The sequence below is a fragment of the Psychrobacter sp. UBA3962 genome (genome assembly GCF_002385225.1).
Taxonomy (GTDB): domain Bacteria; phylum Pseudomonadota; class Gammaproteobacteria; order Pseudomonadales; family Moraxellaceae; genus Psychrobacter.
The window spans coordinates 1-17,282 of sequence record NZ_DGDC01000046.1 but is presented as its reverse complement, the minus strand read 5'-3'; the positions used below and the strand labels follow the sequence as shown (position 1 = coordinate 17,282).

General features: G+C 44.9%; 16 protein-coding genes. 13 read left to right on the top strand and 3 right to left on the bottom strand.

Annotated features, from left to right (window positions below; genetic code table 11):
* Positions 1–215 precede the first annotated feature (215 nt).
* From B3S92_RS10910 to B3S92_RS10860, 11 genes are all read left to right on the top strand, one after another.
* On the top strand, positions 216–386 hold the full coding sequence (locus tag B3S92_RS10910) for a periplasmic nitrate reductase, NapE protein (RefSeq protein ID WP_077449477.1): 171 nt from the start codon (positions 216–218) through the stop codon (positions 384–386).
* A gap of 131 nt (positions 387–517) precedes the next feature.
* Positions 518–1,753 (top strand): pentaheme c-type cytochrome TorC, encoded by a 1,236-nt coding sequence (gene torC, locus B3S92_RS10905; protein WP_296205984.1) that lies wholly within the window; start codon positions 518–520, stop codon positions 1,751–1,753.
* Positions 1,754–1,786: 33 nt separating this feature from the next.
* A complete protein-coding gene (gene torA / locus B3S92_RS10900) occupies positions 1,787–4,315 on the top strand; it encodes a trimethylamine-N-oxide reductase TorA (RefSeq protein ID WP_296205982.1) in 2,529 nt (842 codons plus the stop codon).
* Positions 4,316–4,561: 246 nt separating this feature from the next.
* A complete protein-coding gene (gene torD / locus B3S92_RS10895; RefSeq protein ID WP_296205979.1) occupies positions 4,562–5,221 on the top strand; it encodes a molecular chaperone TorD in 660 nt (219 codons plus the stop codon).
* Between the two features lie 96 nt (positions 5,222–5,317).
* Positions 5,318–6,607, top strand: coding sequence for a gephyrin-like molybdotransferase Glp (gene glp, locus B3S92_RS10890; RefSeq protein WP_296205977.1), 1,290 nt, complete (start codon positions 5,318–5,320; stop codon positions 6,605–6,607).
* A 322-nt stretch (positions 6,608–6,929) separates the two neighbouring features.
* Positions 6,930–8,162: a GTP 3',8-cyclase MoaA gene (gene moaA, locus B3S92_RS10885; protein ID WP_414707025.1), complete on the top strand. Its 1,233-nt coding sequence runs from the start codon at positions 6,930–6,932 to the stop codon at positions 8,160–8,162.
* An 85-nt stretch (positions 8,163–8,247) separates the two neighbouring features.
* Complete coding sequence (moaB, locus tag B3S92_RS10880; protein WP_296205974.1) at positions 8,248–8,775, top strand: molybdenum cofactor biosynthesis protein B; 528 nt, start codon at positions 8,248–8,250, stop codon at positions 8,773–8,775.
* A 34-nt stretch (positions 8,776–8,809) separates the two neighbouring features.
* Positions 8,810–9,595, top strand: a complete 786-nt coding sequence (gene mobA, locus B3S92_RS10875; protein ID WP_296205971.1) for a molybdenum cofactor guanylyltransferase — start codon at positions 8,810–8,812, stop codon at positions 9,593–9,595.
* 100 nt (positions 9,596–9,695) lie between these two features.
* Positions 9,696–10,223 carry a cyclic pyranopterin monophosphate synthase MoaC gene (moaC, locus tag B3S92_RS10870; protein WP_296205969.1) on the top strand — a complete coding sequence of 176 codons (528 nt, stop codon included), beginning with the start codon at positions 9,696–9,698 and terminating at the stop codon, positions 10,221–10,223.
* Positions 10,224–10,397: 174 nt separating this feature from the next.
* On the top strand, positions 10,398–10,640 hold the full coding sequence (moaD, locus tag B3S92_RS10865; protein ID WP_296205968.1) for a molybdopterin converting factor subunit 1: 243 nt from the start codon (positions 10,398–10,400) through the stop codon (positions 10,638–10,640).
* A gap of 60 nt (positions 10,641–10,700) precedes the next feature.
* On the top strand, positions 10,701–11,216 hold the full coding sequence (locus B3S92_RS10860; RefSeq protein WP_296205966.1) for a molybdenum cofactor biosynthesis protein MoaE: 516 nt from the start codon (positions 10,701–10,703) through the stop codon (positions 11,214–11,216).
* 104 nt (positions 11,217–11,320) lie between these two features.
* Here B3S92_RS10860 and modB read toward each other — a convergent pair whose 3' ends face one another.
* From modB to B3S92_RS10845, 3 genes are all read right to left on the bottom strand, one after another.
* Positions 11,321–12,061 carry a molybdate ABC transporter permease subunit gene (gene modB / locus B3S92_RS10855; protein WP_296205964.1) on the bottom strand — a complete coding sequence of 247 codons (741 nt, stop codon included), beginning with the start codon at positions 12,059–12,061 and terminating at the stop codon, positions 11,321–11,323.
* Positions 12,062–12,239: 178 nt separating this feature from the next.
* On the bottom strand, positions 12,240–13,148 hold the full coding sequence (modA, locus tag B3S92_RS10850; protein WP_296205963.1) for a molybdate ABC transporter substrate-binding protein: 909 nt from the start codon (positions 13,146–13,148) through the stop codon (positions 12,240–12,242).
* Between the two features lie 218 nt (positions 13,149–13,366).
* The gene (locus B3S92_RS10845; protein ID WP_296205960.1) at positions 13,367–14,563 is read right to left on the bottom strand and encodes an aromatic amino acid transaminase; all 1,197 of its coding nucleotides are present in this window, start codon (positions 14,561–14,563) and stop codon (positions 13,367–13,369) included.
* Positions 14,564–14,753: 190 nt separating this feature from the next.
* Here B3S92_RS10845 and B3S92_RS10840 point away from each other — a divergent pair, with 190 nt between their 5' ends.
* Positions 14,754–16,154, top strand: a complete 1,401-nt coding sequence (locus B3S92_RS10840; protein WP_296205958.1) for a Na+/H+ antiporter NhaC family protein — start codon at positions 14,754–14,756, stop codon at positions 16,152–16,154.
* A gap of 58 nt (positions 16,155–16,212) precedes the next feature.
* Positions 16,213–17,262 carry a UDP-glucose 4-epimerase GalE gene (gene galE / locus B3S92_RS10835; protein ID WP_296205956.1) on the top strand — a complete coding sequence of 350 codons (1,050 nt, stop codon included), beginning with the start codon at positions 16,213–16,215 and terminating at the stop codon, positions 17,260–17,262.
* Positions 17,263–17,282 lie beyond the last annotated feature (20 nt).

Sequence of the window (17,282 nt, the reverse complement as noted above, 5' to 3'; positions counted from 1 at the left end):
AATCAACTTTTTGTTCAGCCCTCGCTTAATGTATTTTTTCTCGCTCTTTTTGTTTACAAAAGAAGTACGTTTCTAGCCCTTTATTCTCTATTTCGTGGACAAGCTATTTTATGGGCAGGTTATTTGATTAGTAAGTTGGCAACGCTATTCAACGATATTTTTCATAATAAAAATAAAATTTTTAAAATTAGTAAAGCTACCGTAAGGGGAAACCTATGCAAACACAGAGTCAACCAGTAAAGCGGGCCGAGCCCGTTAAGCGCCAGTGGCTAAGTGCGCTGGTGATGTCTTTTATTGCCCTACCATTAATTGCCATTTTATTTGTTTGTGCTTATGGTTTTATTGTTTGGTTTGGCCAAATGTTTTTTTGGGGACCACCAACCTAAGCACAACACCCAATATCACTTATTTTGCATGGCTTTTTGATCTGCAAATTACCCATTATTGACTAGGGTCAGAGTAAAAAAATGATTTAAAAAGTTTTTTTACTTTTTGATAAAAATGGCAAGGAATTATCATGGATGCTATAAAACGGCTATTTGATTGGCTGCGTCGACTTCTATTTCAGCCCGCAACAAAAATCGGTTTGGGCGTATTGGTGCTCATCGGTTTTATTGGCGGTGTTTGGTTTTGGGCGGGATTCAACACCGCTTTAGAGGCCACCAACAGCGAAGAGTTCTGTCTGTCTTGTCACACCATGGAAGACAATATGCTGCCTGAACTGCAAAAAACAGTACACTGGCAAAACCGTACTGGGGTTCGAGCGGAGTGTCAGGACTGTCACGTACCGCATGATTTCACCGATAAGATTGCGCGTAAGATGCAGGCTTCACGTGAAGTACTGTCTCATGTGATGGGCGACATTGGTACCCGTGAGAAATTCTTAGCGCACCGTGGTGTCTTAGCTCAGCGTGAATGGGCTCGCTTTAAAGCCAACAACTCAAAAGAATGTCGTAACTGTCACGACTATGACAGCATGGACTTTAGCAAAATGCGGGTGACTTCACAGATGATCATGCGCAGTGCTGCCGAACGCGATGCCAGCTGTGTGGATTGTCACAAAGGCATTGCTCACGAATTGCCTGTTATGGAAGGCATGCACAACCCAGCCTTTGATTCTTTAGTATCTGAAGCGGGTAGCACCAAGATTAATGTGGGCGAGACCTACTACAACATCGTGCCTCAGAAGTTATATCTTGATGCTGAAAAATCGAAAGTGGCAGGCACTATTGAAGTGGCTGCCCCAGCCAAAGTTATTGCTCATGAAAAAGGCATGACTCAGATTGAGCTGGATATGTGGCGTAAGAATAAAGGCTTTGGCCGTGTGTGGTACACCCACTTTGGTTTGAACATTGTGGATGCCATTATTGAAAAAGAATTGTCGCGTGATGAGAGCATTGTCAAAGTAAAAGAGTCGAAAGAAGACCCAATGACAGGGCTTGAGTGGCAAAAAGTTAGTGGTCAGTTCTGGGTAGAAGATGGTCTATTAATGAAGAGCTTAGAGCCGGCGTGGGACATTGCAGGTCAAACTTATGATGACAACTGTAGTGTGTGTCACCGTCAGCCCAACCCAGCTTCGCATGATGCGAACCAGTGGCCAGGATTATGGAGTGGTATGGTCGGGTTTACTAACCTAGATGATGATACTGGAGGTTTGGTATTGAAGTACTTACAGCTAAATTCATCAGACTTTGCTAGCAGTAAACATGCTCCAGGTTCGCCGGAGAATACCATCCAGATGGCAAGACCATAACCCACCATTACGCCTAAGAAGAAGAGGTACATTATGAAAACTATAAACCGTAGGGGCTTCTTAAAATCGCTAGCCGCTTTGTCGGGAACGGCGATGCTACCTATGCCACTACTGGCCGATAACAGCGTCTTAACTAATGCTAAAGGTGGCAAAATTGAAGAGCAAGACTGGAGCGGCTGGAAGATGTCCGGCGCTCACTGGGGGGCTTTTCGTGCCCGAGTGGAAGCCGATAAGTTGGTAGAGATTAAGCCTTTTGAATTTGACCAATATCCCACTAAGATTTTAGATGGGGTGCCCGGTATTATTTATAGCCCCTCACGTGTACGCTATCCGATGATCCGAGTCGATTGGTATAAAAACCGCCAAAATAGCGACACTTCACAGCGGGGTGATAACCGTTTCGTGCGGGTAAGCTGGGATGAAGCGTTGGATATTCTTTATGAAGAGCTAGAGCGTATTCAAAAAGATTACGGCCCTTGGGCGCTACACACGGCAAACGTCGGTTGGCGCTCCGTAGGAAACGTGCACAGCTGTGGTAACCACATGTTACGTGCTATTGCTATGCATGGTAAGAGTGTGGGGACCGCCGGTGACTACTCAACGGGTGCCGGTCAGATAATCCTGCCGTATATCTTGGGCTCAACAGAGGTGTACTCACAAGGGACTTCTTGGCCGCTGATTTTAGAGAATTCAAAAGTAATTATATTCTGGGCCAACGACCCGATTAAGAACTTACAAGTGGGCTGGAACACCGAAACTCATGAAGCCTATGAGTACTTTGAAATCTTACGCGACAAGGTCAGAAATAAAGAGATTGAAGTCATCTGTATCGACCCGGTGAAGAGTAAAACGCAAAACTATCTTGAGTGTGAACACCAGTTTGTGAACCCCATGACGGACGTGGCGTTCATGCTAGGGATTGCTCATACTTTATACACCGAGAAGCTCTATGATAAAGAGTTTGTCGATATGTATGCCCTAGGTCTAGATGAATTTACCCCTTATTTGATGGGTAAGACCGAAGATAAGGTTGAGAAGACGCCTGAATGGGCAGAGAAAATTTGCGGCGTAAAAGCGGACAGAATCCGTGAGCTGGCCCGTAAAATGGCCAAAAACCGCACTCAGCTTTGCTTTGGTTGGGCCATTCAGCGTCAGCAACATGGTGAGCAGCCTTACTGGATGGGGGCGATCATTGCTGCTATGTTGGGTCAAATTGGTCTGCCAGGGGGCGGCATTAGTTACTCGCACCACTACAGCTCAGTCGGGGTGCCTACCTCAGGGGCTTCTATGCCAGGGGCATTCCCCCTGAACTTAGATACGGGTCGTAAAGCCAAATACGACAACAATGATTACAATGGCTACAGCTCAGTGATTCCTGTAGCGCGCATGGTAGATTGTCTGCTAGAGCCTGGTAAAAAAATTAACTTTAACGGCCATGAAGTCACGCTGCCACCGTTGAAAATGGGTATCTTTACTGGCAGTAACCAGTGGCACCGTCACCAAGACCGTAACCGCATGAAGAAGGGTTACCGTAATATGGAGACCGTGGTGTCCGTGGATTATAACTGGACTGCCACCTGTCGCTTCGCTGATATCGTATTGCCGGCCTGTACCCCTTATGAGCGCAACGACTTAGATGCCTATGGGTCGTACAGTAACCGCGGCGTTATCGCCATGCACAAGCTGGTAGACCCGCTATATCACTCAAAGTCAGACTTCGATATCTGGTATGAGTTTACCAAGCGCATGGGCCGTGAAATCGAGTACAGCCGTGCCATGAATGAGATGCAGTGGATTGAGCAACTGTATGAAGATTGCCGTGCTGAGAACTTGAAAAAAGATTTCTACATGCCAGAATTTAAAGAGTTCTGGGAGAAAGGCTATGTGTTGTTCCCAGAAGGGGAGAACTGGGTTCGTCATGCAGATTTTCGCGAAGACCCAGAGGTGAACGCTTTAGGCACGCCTTCAGGCTTCATTGAGATTAGCAGCCGTAAGATTGCCAGCTATGGCTATGAGGACTGTAAAGGTCACCCTATTTGGATGGAAAAAACAGAACGCTCACACGGTGGTCCAGGGTCAGACAAATATCCACTGTGGCTGCAGTCGGTACACCCTGATACCCGTTTACACTCCCAGACTTGTGAGTCTGAAGAGCGCCGAGCGACTTATACCGTTCAAGACCGTGAGCCCTGCTACATTGGCCCAGAGGATGCTAGGGCTCGTGGCATTAAAGATGGGGACTTGGTGCGTGTCTTTAACGACCGTGGTCAGCTGCTAGCCGGTGCGGTAATTTCAGACAACTTCCCGCCAGGCGTTATTCGCATTCAAGAAGGGGCGTGGTACGGTCCTACCGGCCCAGAGATTGGGGCATTAGATACGTATGGTGACCCCAATACCTTGACCTTAGACATTGGGACTTCGATGTTGGCTCAAGGCCCAAGTGCCAATACCTGTTTGGTTGAGATTGAGAAGTTTGTGGACAAAGCGCCTGCAGTGACGGCTTTTGGTGGTCCTACTTATGTCAATCCAGACGGCTCGCCAGCTAGTGAAGATAAAGGCTAGAGGCTAGGGGTAGACAGCCAGTGTTGGCCTGCAGAGCAAGACGGGCCGGCTGGCTTTAGCAACTTAAATGGTTTTGATAGTTTTAATAACTTTGCTAACTTCAATAGCTTTAACAACACGGAGCAGGGGCTTTGCTTACAGTTTAGGCAGAGCCCCTGTTCTATATTTTAGTGAGTGTTTTCGCTACTATATAGGGTAGTGGCCTGGTAAATGCTTCTAATAATCCTTTAGAGTAATGGAATTCCGATGAATAATGAACAACAATGGCAAGCAGCTAATAAGGCGCGTGCAGCTTTGTATCGCTGGTTTGCGGAGATTTTTGCCCGTGAGTTCAATAAAAAAAACTTGGCTGAGCTACAACAACAATATCCAGCTTTACACCAAGCTTTTTCAGAGTTAGGTTTACAAGAAGAAAGTGAGCGACTACAAAAGGCGTTAAATAATCTTAAAGTCATCCCGGAAGCGGATAGAGCCCTGGAGTTGGCAGCAGATTTTGCGCATATGTTTTTATTAAGTGGTCATCAAAGCGCTCCACCTTATGCCTCCTATTATTTAGAGGCTGATAAGATGCTGTATGGTAAACCGGCGCAGCAAATGAGTCAATTTTTGGCCGAGCATGAGCTAGATTTACACCCTGACTTTCGAGAGCCAAAAGATCATCTGAGTATTTATCTACAAGTATTGAGCTTATGGATTCAGCATGGCAGTGAAGTAGAGGGCGAAGAGCAAGCCAGCATCGCCGCTGAGCAAAGTGAGTTTTTGCAAAGTGCTTTGTTAAACTGGTTGCCGAAATTTAATGACCGGTGCCAGATTATCCGAGTAAAAACGCAGGTTTATCCCGCATTAACTGACTTGCTGCTACACTTTGTAGAAGCCGATCAACTAGCTTTGGTAGAGCTAGACTAAGGATCAGCCTAAGCTTAAATTTAAGCCGAATCCGAATATTATTTAACCAACCCAACCTAACCTAACCCAACAATCATCACCTTAGAGAGCGAATTTATGATTACTGTTGCTGAGTTACAAGCCGCTATTACCGAGCGTATCACGGCTTATAATAACCAAGACTTGCCGTTTGCCAAGCGTGCCACAGAAACTCGGGAGTTGTTGGCCAGTCACAATCATATTTTAGCCGCCGACCTTGTCTCGCCCTTTGATGTACCCCGCCAGAACCTATCGGCGATGGATGGATATGGCATTGCTAAGGGCAGTACACTTGATCAAGGCACAAGCATCGACATCGTTGGGGAGTCGCAGGCTGGCTCACCCTTTAGTGGCAAACTACAACCGGGTCAAGGGGTGCGCATCTTTACTGGGGCTGTGGTGCCTAGCGACTGTGATACCGTGGTTATGCAGGAAAATACCAATTTTGCGGACATCAAAGATAGCATTGATAAGTCGCAGACCTACGCTATTGAGCTGACCCAAGCCGCCAAAGTCGACAGCAATATCCGTAAGCAAGGGGAAGAGATTGAAGAGGGTGAGGGGGTATTGGAGGCAGGAAAACGCCTAAACCCTGCCGACATTAGCTTGCTGGCCAACTTTGGCGTTGCTAAAGTTGAGGTCTATAAGCCACTTACTGTGGGTATCTTAGCCACAGGAGATGAATTGGTGGCGGTGGGTGAACCGTTACAGACACTGGCGCAGATTTATAACTCCAACACGCCTACCTTAAAGAGCATGTTTGCCCATCTTCCGGTAGTGATTCAAGACTACGGCATTATTCCCGACCATTTAGAAATGACTAAAAAGGCTGTGTGCAGTGCCATGCAAGAGTGTGATGTGTTGATCTCTACCGCTGGGGTTTCGGTGGGTGACTATGACTTCTTGACCACAGTGATTGAAGAGCTGGGTCAGATTAATCATTATAAAGTGGCGATGAAGCCGGGCAAGCCTTTTGTGTTTGGCGAGTTGACAGAGGGCCTAGAGGTACCGGTGTTGTATTTTGGTCTACCCGGCAACCCCTTGTCTTCGGTCGTTGGTAGCTTACAGTTTATTATCCCAGCCTTGTGGCGCTTGTCAGGCATTAATGAGACAGATATTCCTAAGCCGTTAACACTGACTGCAAGTCTGGCCAATGATGTCAGAAAGTCACCAGGACGAGCTGATTTTCAGCGCGGTATTTTTAGCCAAAATGCAGCAGGGGAGTATGTGGTAAGTACTGCCGGCAAGCAAGATTCGCACCGTATTAAGCAGTTAAGTTTGGCCAATTGTTTGATTGTATTGCCAAAAGACTCAGGCAGTCTGGTTGCAGGGGACAAGGTAACGATACAGCCTTTTCCTTGGTACTAACGGTTATTGATTATTAGCGTGATAGCGTGATCAATCATTAAGTAAGCCATTGGTATTAATTAATAGGGAATAACCAATGGCAGCCCTCTTATCGATACACAATAAACGGCCAGTCATCTGCCTAGATAGCCTTGATAAAGACCACGAACCATATACTACTAAAGAGGTAGATGACTTAGCGCAGGGCCTTCTTTAGGGTGAGTATCTATTACTTCGCAACCTGTTATAATATCTATTATTCAACCCTCCTTCATAGAAGATCCATTCACAACCTGAGGCAACGCTTAGAGCACATTAACTATCAATGACTACGGTACCGCATATGACCCTTCTTAATTCCAACCTAGGGAAAGCTAGGCTATACACACCTTCCCCCAATTCAGTTATGTTTGCTGGTCATGGTCTGATGTCATCAGTTAATACTGTTTCTGCAATGAGTCACTCTGCACTGAGCCACTCTGAATTGAGCAATTCTGCACGCAGCGACTCTACACTGTCTACGGTTTTCTCTAAGTTGGCCAAAAGCTCAGTGTCGAGTATGGCTGCCAATAACCTTACGCCCCAAGCTGCCGAAGAGGACAGCCTGTTAACCGATGGCTTCTCACGTCGCTTGACCTATTTGCGCTTGTCCATTACTGATTTTTGTAATTTTCGCTGTGGCTACTGCCTGCCTAATGGTTATCAAGGCAAACGTCCAGACAATGAGCTGACGCTGCAAGAGATTGAGGTACTGATTAAGGCTTTCGCTGAAGTGGGCACAAAAAAGGTGCGTCTAACTGGCGGAGAACCGTCCATTCGTAAAGATGTGACCCAGATTATTGAGCAAGTAAAAGCCACACCCGGTATTGAGACGGTGGCGATGACTAGCAATGGTTATAAATTGGGCAAGCACTTGGCCCATTGGCAGCAAGCGGGGCTAGATCAACTAAATATCAGTGTGGATAGCTTTGATCCGGCTACCTTTCATAAGATGACCGGCTTTGATATGTTGCCGCAGCTATTGCAAGACATAGACAAGCTATTAGTCACCACAGACATTAAGCTCAAGCTTAACGGCATCTTGATGGAAGACACCGCTTACGACAGCTTGCTCGCCGCTTTAAACTATGTCAAAACCCGTCCGGTGACTTACCGCTTTATTGAATTTATGCAGACCACGGATAACAAAGATTTGTTCTTCGCTCAGCATGCCCAGTCAGCTCTTATTACCGACTATTTGCTAAAAAATGGCTGGCAAGCGCATCACCGAGGTCAGAATGATGGTCCAGCCATAGAGTATAGCCACCCCGATTATGTGGGCCGTATTGGGATGATTGCCCCGTATGCGCCGCACTTCTGTGACAGTTGTAACCGTCTGCGTGTTAGTAGCCTTGGCAAGGTGCATTTGTGCTTGTTTGATCAAGGCAACTACGGTATTCGGGAATATTTACAGCAGCAGGATGTGGCTGGTTTGGTACAAAAGCTACACGACTTTATGCCCGTAAAACCAGAACACCACCATTTGGCTGAATCCAATAGTGGCATTATGCATAACTTGTCCATGATTGGTGGTTAAAAGGATTGGCGGTTAATAGGCCGTATTTAAATAAGTCATATTTTCAATCTGTTAAGTTTTTATATTAATTATTTAAGGCGCTTTTATGTCAAAAGAAAAAGTATTTACTCCCTTAAACGTGGCCGTGTTAACCGTTTCAGACAGCCGTACTTTAGAACAAGATACTTCAGGTCAATATTTGGTAGATTCACTACAAGAGGCGGGTCACAATTTGGCCGATCGCCAGTTAATTACCGATGACATTTATAAAATTCGTGCGGTGATTAGTGGCTGGATTGCCGACCCTGAAGTACATGCGGTGATTACCACAGGCGGTACTGGTTTTTATATCCGTGACAGCATGCCTGAGGCGGTAAGCGTGTTATTTGATAAAGAAATCGACGGTTTTGGGGAGATGTTCCGTTTAATCTCAAAAGATGAGATTGGTATGTCGACCATTCAATCGCGTGCTGTTGCGGGTATGGCCAATAATACCGTTATTTTCTGCTTACCAGGCTCATCAGGGGCTTGCCGTACTGGTTGGACACAGATTATCAAAGAGCAGTTAGACAGTCGCACCGGCCCTTGTAACTTTGTGCCGCATTTAATGCGTGTTAACCCAGGTCACGATTAATTAAATAATGATTAATTGAATGACAGTTAACTAGATGAAAGCAGCACTGCGACATAATCTCGAAGCACAATCTTTGGCTGGGGTAGTTATCCTAGCTGGCGGTTTATCAACGCGTATGGGATCGCCCAAAGCGTTGTTAAAATTGCCGAGTGGAGAAACCTTACTGGATTATCATGTGCGTAGTGCTAAACAGCTGGGTGTGACAATTTTGATTGCCGATAATGGGCAAGGATTTGCAACTCAAGTAGAGACTGCGAACCGTTGTATTAATTACATTGATGATTATCAGCCCCATAGCAGTAACCCAGAAGCGGCGAATAAACATTCAGCAGGGCCCCTTGGGGCTATCTTGGCCGGTATGCAGCAGTTGTTAGTAAATAATGACTCTGATAACGGTAAGGATAATTGTTCTGAAGCCAAAAGCTCTGAGGTTGGGTCAAAATGGATGCTAGTGGTGAGTTGTGATAGTTTGGTTAATGCTTCGGATATTTGGCATTATTTAAAAGCCCAAAGTTCAGCAACTCAAAGCGTACCTATACCAGACTCTCTAATAGCAACCGCTATAACGGACGAAGAGATTGTACAGCCTCAAATGTATGGGTTGGTGGATAACGAACGAGACTATCCACTATTGGCCTTGTACCAGTTAAGCTTAGCTGAGCCCTTGAAAGCTTATTTAGACAGTGGAGAGCGGCGAGTGATGTGCTTTATCAGCCCTATTAGCCAGTCGATAGCCATGCCCCGAACTTGGTATACGCTTTGTAATTTAAATACCCCTGAGCAGTTTCAAACCGCCTGTCAGCAGCTGACAATAAAGTGAACCATCGTTCCAGTCCAGTAATTAGTCATTAGCGTATAAAAATAGCTCGCCCAATAAAACTTCATCAAATTTAGTTTAAAACTCTAGGTCAAAGCCCATTATGTCACTTCCAAATTCTGATCAAAATACCCCAGATTTATCAAATCAGCCCCATAAGCTATCACACTTAGATGCCGATGGTGATATTCATATGGTGGATGTGGGGCATAAGACGGTCACCACTCGTGAAGCAGTAGCGCAAGGCTCTGTCGTGTTTCCAAAAGATATCTATAGTCAGATTAAGGCTGCTGATGGCATGACCAAAAAGGGCAGCATTACGCAGACTGCTCACATTGCTGGAATTATGGCCGCCAAACGTACTCATGATTTAATTCCATTGTGTCACCCGCTACCTTTAGATAAGGTGGGGTTAAGCTTTAGTTATGACGATGAGGCGTGCGCCATCAAGGTGGTTTCAACAGTCCGAGTGACTCATAAAACTGGGGTTGAGATGGAAGCATTGACTGCAGTGAGCGTGGCCTGTCTAACCATTTATGACATGACCAAGGCGCTATCGCACGACATTATTATCGAGGATATGCGTTTGGTGACTAAGACCGGTGGCAAGTCTGACTATAAGAAGGCTTAGAGCTGGTTCAACTGTAAAGAAATGAAGTAGTTGTAACTGGTAGTTATTTTATTAGTATCTGGCCACACCTCTCGGATGCTCTTAAAATAACTACCAGTCACATAGAGTTAAATTATCTTCTGTATAAATAATTTTCTGTAGATATAAAAGGCTACTGAATAGGTTGAGTACACTATGAATATTACTGTTTTGTTTTTCGCAAGCTTAGCGGAAAAAGCACAACAAGGTCAGCAGCAGTTAAGTTTGGCAGACAACTTAAGTTTATCTGAGCTATACACCCAGCTGCAGCAGCAATATGGCTTTGAGTTAGACACTTCGAAGGTGAGAGTGGCCATTAATGATGAGTTTGCCAGTTGGGATGATGCCATTAATGAGGGCGATACTATTGCTTTTATTCCGCCTGTGGCTGGTGGTTAGGCGTTGGTTGGTTAATAGCTATTCAGAAAGCTATTTAAATAAATGTTTTTGGAGTAACACATGGACAGTCAAACGGCTTTAGACACCGCCAATCAGCCCCATCAGCAGGCAAGTACTATTTCATATACGGTAGATGAGGTGTATCAACTGGCACAGACTCAAGGCTTTGCACTGCTTGATGAAGCCATTGATGCCCAGCGTCTAAAAGATATGCTGCAAGATGAGCAGTGTGGCGCCTTAGCTACTTTTGAGGGCTGGGTACGTAATCATAATAATGACAGCCGAGTGACCAGCTTGACTTATTATGGCTATGAGAAATTGGCCATTAACCAGGGCAAACTGATTATCGAGGAAGCCAAACGCTTATTTGATATCGAAAACGCGGTAGCCATTCACCGTATCGGTGCGCTAGAGATTGGCGATATGGCGGTGTGGGTCGGGGTCTCCTCTAAGCACCGTTATCCCGCTTTTGATGCCTGCAAATGGATATTAGACACTATTAAGGCTGATATTCCGGTATGGAAGCAAGAGTATTACCAAGATCAGTCTTCTAAATGGCTTAGCAACAATGGCTAAGTAGCGAGGGTTAGACAACCTATACTGCAAGGATTAAGTCGCAAAGTTGACTTTTAGCGTTAATAACTGATAACAATCCAGCTTCGGCTGGATTTTTTTATAGGTTACTGTTTCATCCTTTTATATTTAGGCCTTGAAGCAAAGCCTTCATTAACCTGGCGATTGATACTGGCAATCAGTCCTACCAAAACAATACCTAGTAATACCAATAGTAGCGACATGGTGTGTGCCATTTCATAATTTAGCGCTTCGACTTGCTCGTAAATGGCAATCGAGATGACCTTGGTTTCTCCAGCGATACTGCCCCCAATCATCAATACCACCCCAAACTCGCCAATGGTATGCGCAAAGCTAATAAGGCTGCCTAAGATAATGCCGGTTTTGGCTTGTGGCAGTGCTACGGCAGTAAAGCGGCGTAATCGGCTGGATTCAAGCAGTAGTGCCATATCGCTGACACTTTTTGGAATGCGTAAGAACTGTGCATATACCGGCTGCACATAAAACGGTAAAGAGTAAATGATGGAGCCCAATACCAAGCCCTCAAAGGTAAAAGCCAAAACACCGATATTATGTGCTATGAGCCATTGACCGAGGGCAAAGTTGGGACTAAACAGTAACAGCAAATAAAACCCTAGTACCGTCGGTGGCAATACTAAGGGCATCGCAATCACCCCCATGAGCATGATTTTGATACGGGTGATCAGAGTGCTAGAGGAGGGTTTGGCTAACCAATAAGCCATCGGGGTAGCAAATAACAGCAGGCACAGGGTGGTAATAGAGGCTAGCTTGATACTCAGCCACAGTGGCAGCAACATGTCAGATAAGTGAGGAGAAAGAAGTGACATAGAGGGTCAATACCAAAGGGTTAATACCAGTAGATAATAGGGGCCGATAGATAACAGGAAGCGATAGAAGCTAATCCAATTTACTAATCTTCAAGCATAGCAATATTATCACCCTTTACCTAGACTTTATCTGACTCTAAAACCGTTATTAGCGCTTACTATCAAATCGAAGCCATAGCTAGGGGTTAGTCACTGGCAGATACCCAGCATCAGCAAATAACTTTTGTGCCGGTGCGGACTGTAGATAATGACTAAAGTCTGTGGCTGCAGCACTATCACTGACCACAATGCCATCTTGTAATATGGCGGGGTAGCTATCGGGTTGTAAGATTAAATATTTTGAGGGTTCAACTTCAGCACTGATTAACTGCGATAAGGCCACAAAACCGTAGTCGGTGGTGGCGGTGTGTGCATATTGAAAAGCTTGACCGATGTTTTCGGCTTGGATTAGTTTTTTCTCGTCATTTAACTCATCATAAACACCTTGTTGCTGTAAAAAAGCTTGGGCAGATGCCCCATAAGGCGCCAGTTCAGGATTGGCCAAGGTGATTTTAATAGCTATGTTGTTTTGGGTAGGCTGAGTGATAAACAGCTGTTGTAGACTGGCCTGGTCTAAATTTTCGATTGAGCTGATATCTTGGTTGCTACTATACAGGGCCAATTGACCACGGGCATAGGTAAAAGGCGCTTGTACGGTCACTTTGGCAGAAGCTTGCTGCTGAGCATATTTGGCAGGGAAGTCTTGATCGGCGGATAAAAATAGATCATACGGAGCCCCGGAATTGATTTGGGCAAATAGTTTTCCCGATGAGGCGTAGGTGACTTCAATTTTTGGGTTTTGGTCTTCGGCATTTTGACCACTCTTATTTTGACCGTCTTCAGCTTGGTAGGCTTCAATCACTGCGGGTAACACCCCAGCTAAGTTGGCTGCTGCGGCAATACGCAAAACTTGATCTGACTCGGCTTTACTGTCATCGGCAGGAGCGTGTGATGCAGCATCCTTATTTTCGGGGTTACTGCTACCAGAGCAACTGGCTAATATTAATAAGGCAGGCAGGCTGGCGATAAGTTTTAAATTAGGGGTCATAGGCAACCTACATTGATACATTAATAGAAAGTAAGGTAAGTCTATATTTTGTCTGAAATCTTAGGGTTAGGGAATAAGCCTTTAGAGTAGGGGCGTCTCTAAGACAGTGCTCCTCGGCTTGGCGGAATAAGTTAGATCAATAATACAAACAGCCGGATAAACAAAAAGCCGAGCAAATGCTCAGCTTTTTGTTAATGAATTCCAAAATAGATTAATAATTAGTCTTTTAAGACTTCCGCCATAGCATTGGCCACATAGTCGATATTGCTGCTATTTAGACCGGCTACACACATACGAGAGTTTGACACCATATAGATACCGAACTCAGTTTTTAGGCGTTCTACTTGCTCAGGGGTTAGGCCGGTGAAGCTAAACATACCGTTTTGAGTCGTTAGGTAATCGAAGTTACGACCCGGTACTTTCGCTTCTAGCACTGACTTAAGCTTTGAGCGCATGGCTTTAATACGGTCACGCATGGCATAAACTTCACCAACCCACTGCTCATAAAGCTCATCATCATTCATTACGATGTCTACGACACGGCCGCCATGTGATGGTGGGCTTGAGTAGATACGGCGGACGGTGAATTTAAGCTGACCAAAGACGCGATTGGCTTCTTCCTCAGAGGGGCAAACCACCGATAGGCCACCCACACGCTCACCGTAAAGCGATAGGTTTTTTGAGAATGAGTTGCTGACAAATAAAGGCAGGCCCATATCAACTGCTTTACGAATGGCATAAGCGTCGCTGTCCATGTCTTCGCCAAAGCCTTGATAAGCGATGTCCATGAAAGGAATTAGCTCACGTTCTTTAACTACTTGTAGTAGCTCATTCCACTGGGCTTGAGTTAAATCCACACCAGTTGGGTTGTGGCAGCAAGGATGTAATAGCACCACATCATTTTTGTTTAGGGTGTTGAAAAATGCGATAAGCTCTTCAAACTTCACAGTACCTGTGGCTTTATCGTAGTAAGGGTATTTGCCCACTTCTACGCCGCTGCCCTCAAAGATAGCGATGTGGTTGCCCCAAGTGGGGTCACTGACATAGCATTTTGATTCTGGGAACCAAGTATTGATAAAGTCAGCGCCTACTTTTAAGGCACCAGAACCACCGATAGTGGCAATGGTTGCTACACGGTTTTGTTGTAATACAGGAGCATCTTTACCAAATAATAGGTTCTGACAGCCTTTACGATGTCCTGGCAGACCTTCCATAGGAAGGTAGGGGCGAGCAGAGATAGGATCTGCAATACGCTGCTCGGCGGTCTTCACACACTCAAGGACCGGCAGTACATTATTTTCATCATAATAAACGCCAACGCCAAGGTTTACTTTATTAGGATTGGTTTCATTTGCAAACTCAACCATCAGTCCTAAAATTGGGTCACCAGCATAGAATTCGACACGTTCAAACATTTTTTTTCCTTAAACAAGGGAGTGGGTCAAGCAGACCTTTAGAATAAACCAGATTTACGGTGAACTCAATGCCAGATTGCAGGACAACTCAATGTTTTAATAGCTTTCAAGGCTAAAGTTTATCTAAAGTGTTAAAAAATTGTTATCATGGTGCGATTATTTATCCCGACCGAAAATAAAGGGATGACCTATGCTAACTGATTCTTCCTCCCAAACCGCTCAACTTGATCCCAAGCTGGCTTTTTTGATGGCCGGCATCGTGCTGTTGATTATGGGCGTCACCATGATCAGCTTTGGCTGGGTACCGCACTTATCTTTAATATTGGCGATTTGCTTTTTGTTATTGATGGGACTGCTGCGAGGATTGAGCTTTGATCATATGCAGTCTGAGATGGCGGCAGGCGTGGTCAGTGGCAGTGGTGCGATTTATCTATTCTTCTTTATTGGCTTGATGGTCGCGGCGTTAATGATGTCGGGGGCCATTCCTACTTTGATGTATTTTGGCTTTGAGCTGATATCACCGCGCTTTTATTATATCTCTGCTTTTGTGCTTACCTCTATTATCGGTATTGCCTTGGGCAGTAGCTTAACCACGGTGGCCACACTTGGTGTGGCGTTCATCGGTATGAGTAATGCTTTTGATGCCAATGTGGCGATTGCAGCAGGGGCGGTGGTTTCTGGGGCATTCTTCGGTGATAAAATGTCACCTTTATCAGATACAGGAACCATTGCGTCTTCGGTAGTGGGTATTGATCTGTTTGAGCACTTGCGCAATATGATGTATACCACAGTGCCAGCTTGGATTATCAGTGTGCTATTATTTTGGATGCTGTCTGGTCAAACTCATGCTGGTAACTTATATCAGGTGACGGTATTGCAAGGACAACTGATTGAGAGTGGCTTGGTCCACAATTATGCGGTATTGCCGTTTGCAGTGTTAGTCATATTGGCTTTGCTGCGCGTGAATGCTATTTATACCATTATTTGTACCATTATCAGTGCCTTGATGATTACTTATTTTCATAGTTCGCCAAGTATTGCGCAGTTGGGGGGTTATTTCTTTGCTGGATATACACCAGCGGAAAATCTAGAGCTAGGTGAAGTGGGCGGTATGCTGACCCGTGGCGGTATACAAAGTATGTTCTTTACCCAGACCATTGTGATATTGGCATTAAGTTTGGGTGGTCTGTTAAAAACTCTGGGTATCTTACCGGCGTTATTAGCAGGCATGCGCGATAAGCTGAACACGGCAGGGCAGGCCATCTTTGCCGCAGCCATGTCCGCACTGAGCATCAACGTATTAATTGGTGAGCAGTATTTAAGTATCTTGTTATCTGGTACTGCATTTCGTCCGACCTTTGAACGTTTAAGCTTACATCCTAAAAACTTATCACGCACCATTGAAGATGCGGGCACGGTGATTAACCCGTTGGTACCGTGGAGTGTGTGTGGGGTATTTATTAGCCAGGCTTTGGAAGTTCCAGTATTAGAGTATCTACCGTATGCTTTCTTCTGTTATCTATCGCTACTATTAACAATACTGTTTGGCTTTAGTGGGGTTACTATTAGTCGATTGGATAGGCACTCTTAAGCAAGTACAATTAAAATGTTAACTCAGGCTTTTAAAATAAAAAACACGCGGATATATTATGAATAATAAAATTTTGGTAACCGGTGGGGTAGGTTATATAGGTTCGCACACTTGTATCGAGCTGATTGCAGCGGGCTACGACGTGGTGGTCTATGACAATCTATCTAACAGTAACCTTGAAGCCTTAAAGCGCACGGAGCAGCTGGCAGGGAAAGAAATTGAATTTATTGAAGGCGATGTGCTGGATGGTAAACTATTGAACCAAGTATTTGATAAGCATGACTTCTTTGGGGTGATTCATTTTGCCGGTTTAAAGGCTGTTGGAGAATCGGTTGCTCAGCCATTAAGATATTATAAAAATAATGTCACTGGTACGCTTAAACTGTTAGAGGTGATGCAAGACCATGATGTGAAAAACTTTGTTTTCTCTTCGTCTGCGACAGTCTATGGTGATCCCGAAACCCTACCTATTCCTGAAACAGCGCCACGCTCATGTACTAATCCTTATGGTCAATCGAAGCTAACGGTTGAGTATATCTTACAAGACTTGGCAACAGCAGATCCGAGCTGGAATATTGCTTGTCTGAGATATTTCAATCCAGTTGGTGCGCACAGCTCAGGTTTAATCGGTGAAGACCCTAATGGTATCCCGAATAATTTAATGCCTTATATTAGCCAAGTGGCCGTGGGCAAGCTGAAACAGTTAAGTGTCTTTGGTAGTGACTATGACACAGTCGATGGCACTGGAGTACGTGACTTTATCCATGTGGTAGACTTGGCCAAAGGCCATGTGGCTGCTTTAAACTATATTAGTGAAAATCAAAGTCAGTCTCAATCGGAGCAAGGACTTGGTTTTGAAGCCATTAATTTAGGCACAGGAAATGGCAGTTCAGTTTTACAATTGGTAGAGGCCTTTGAAAAAGTAACGGATCAAAGCGTTCCTTATCAATTAACTGACAGACGCCCTGGGGATATTGCGGCTTGTTATGCCAGTGCTGATAAAGCAAAAGCTTTATTAGGCTGGCAAGCTGAATTAACTATTGAAGATATGTGTAAGGACAGCTGGCATTGGCAGAGTCAGAATCCTAATGGGTATAAATATGCTTAGTTTGTAAGCATCCGACCATC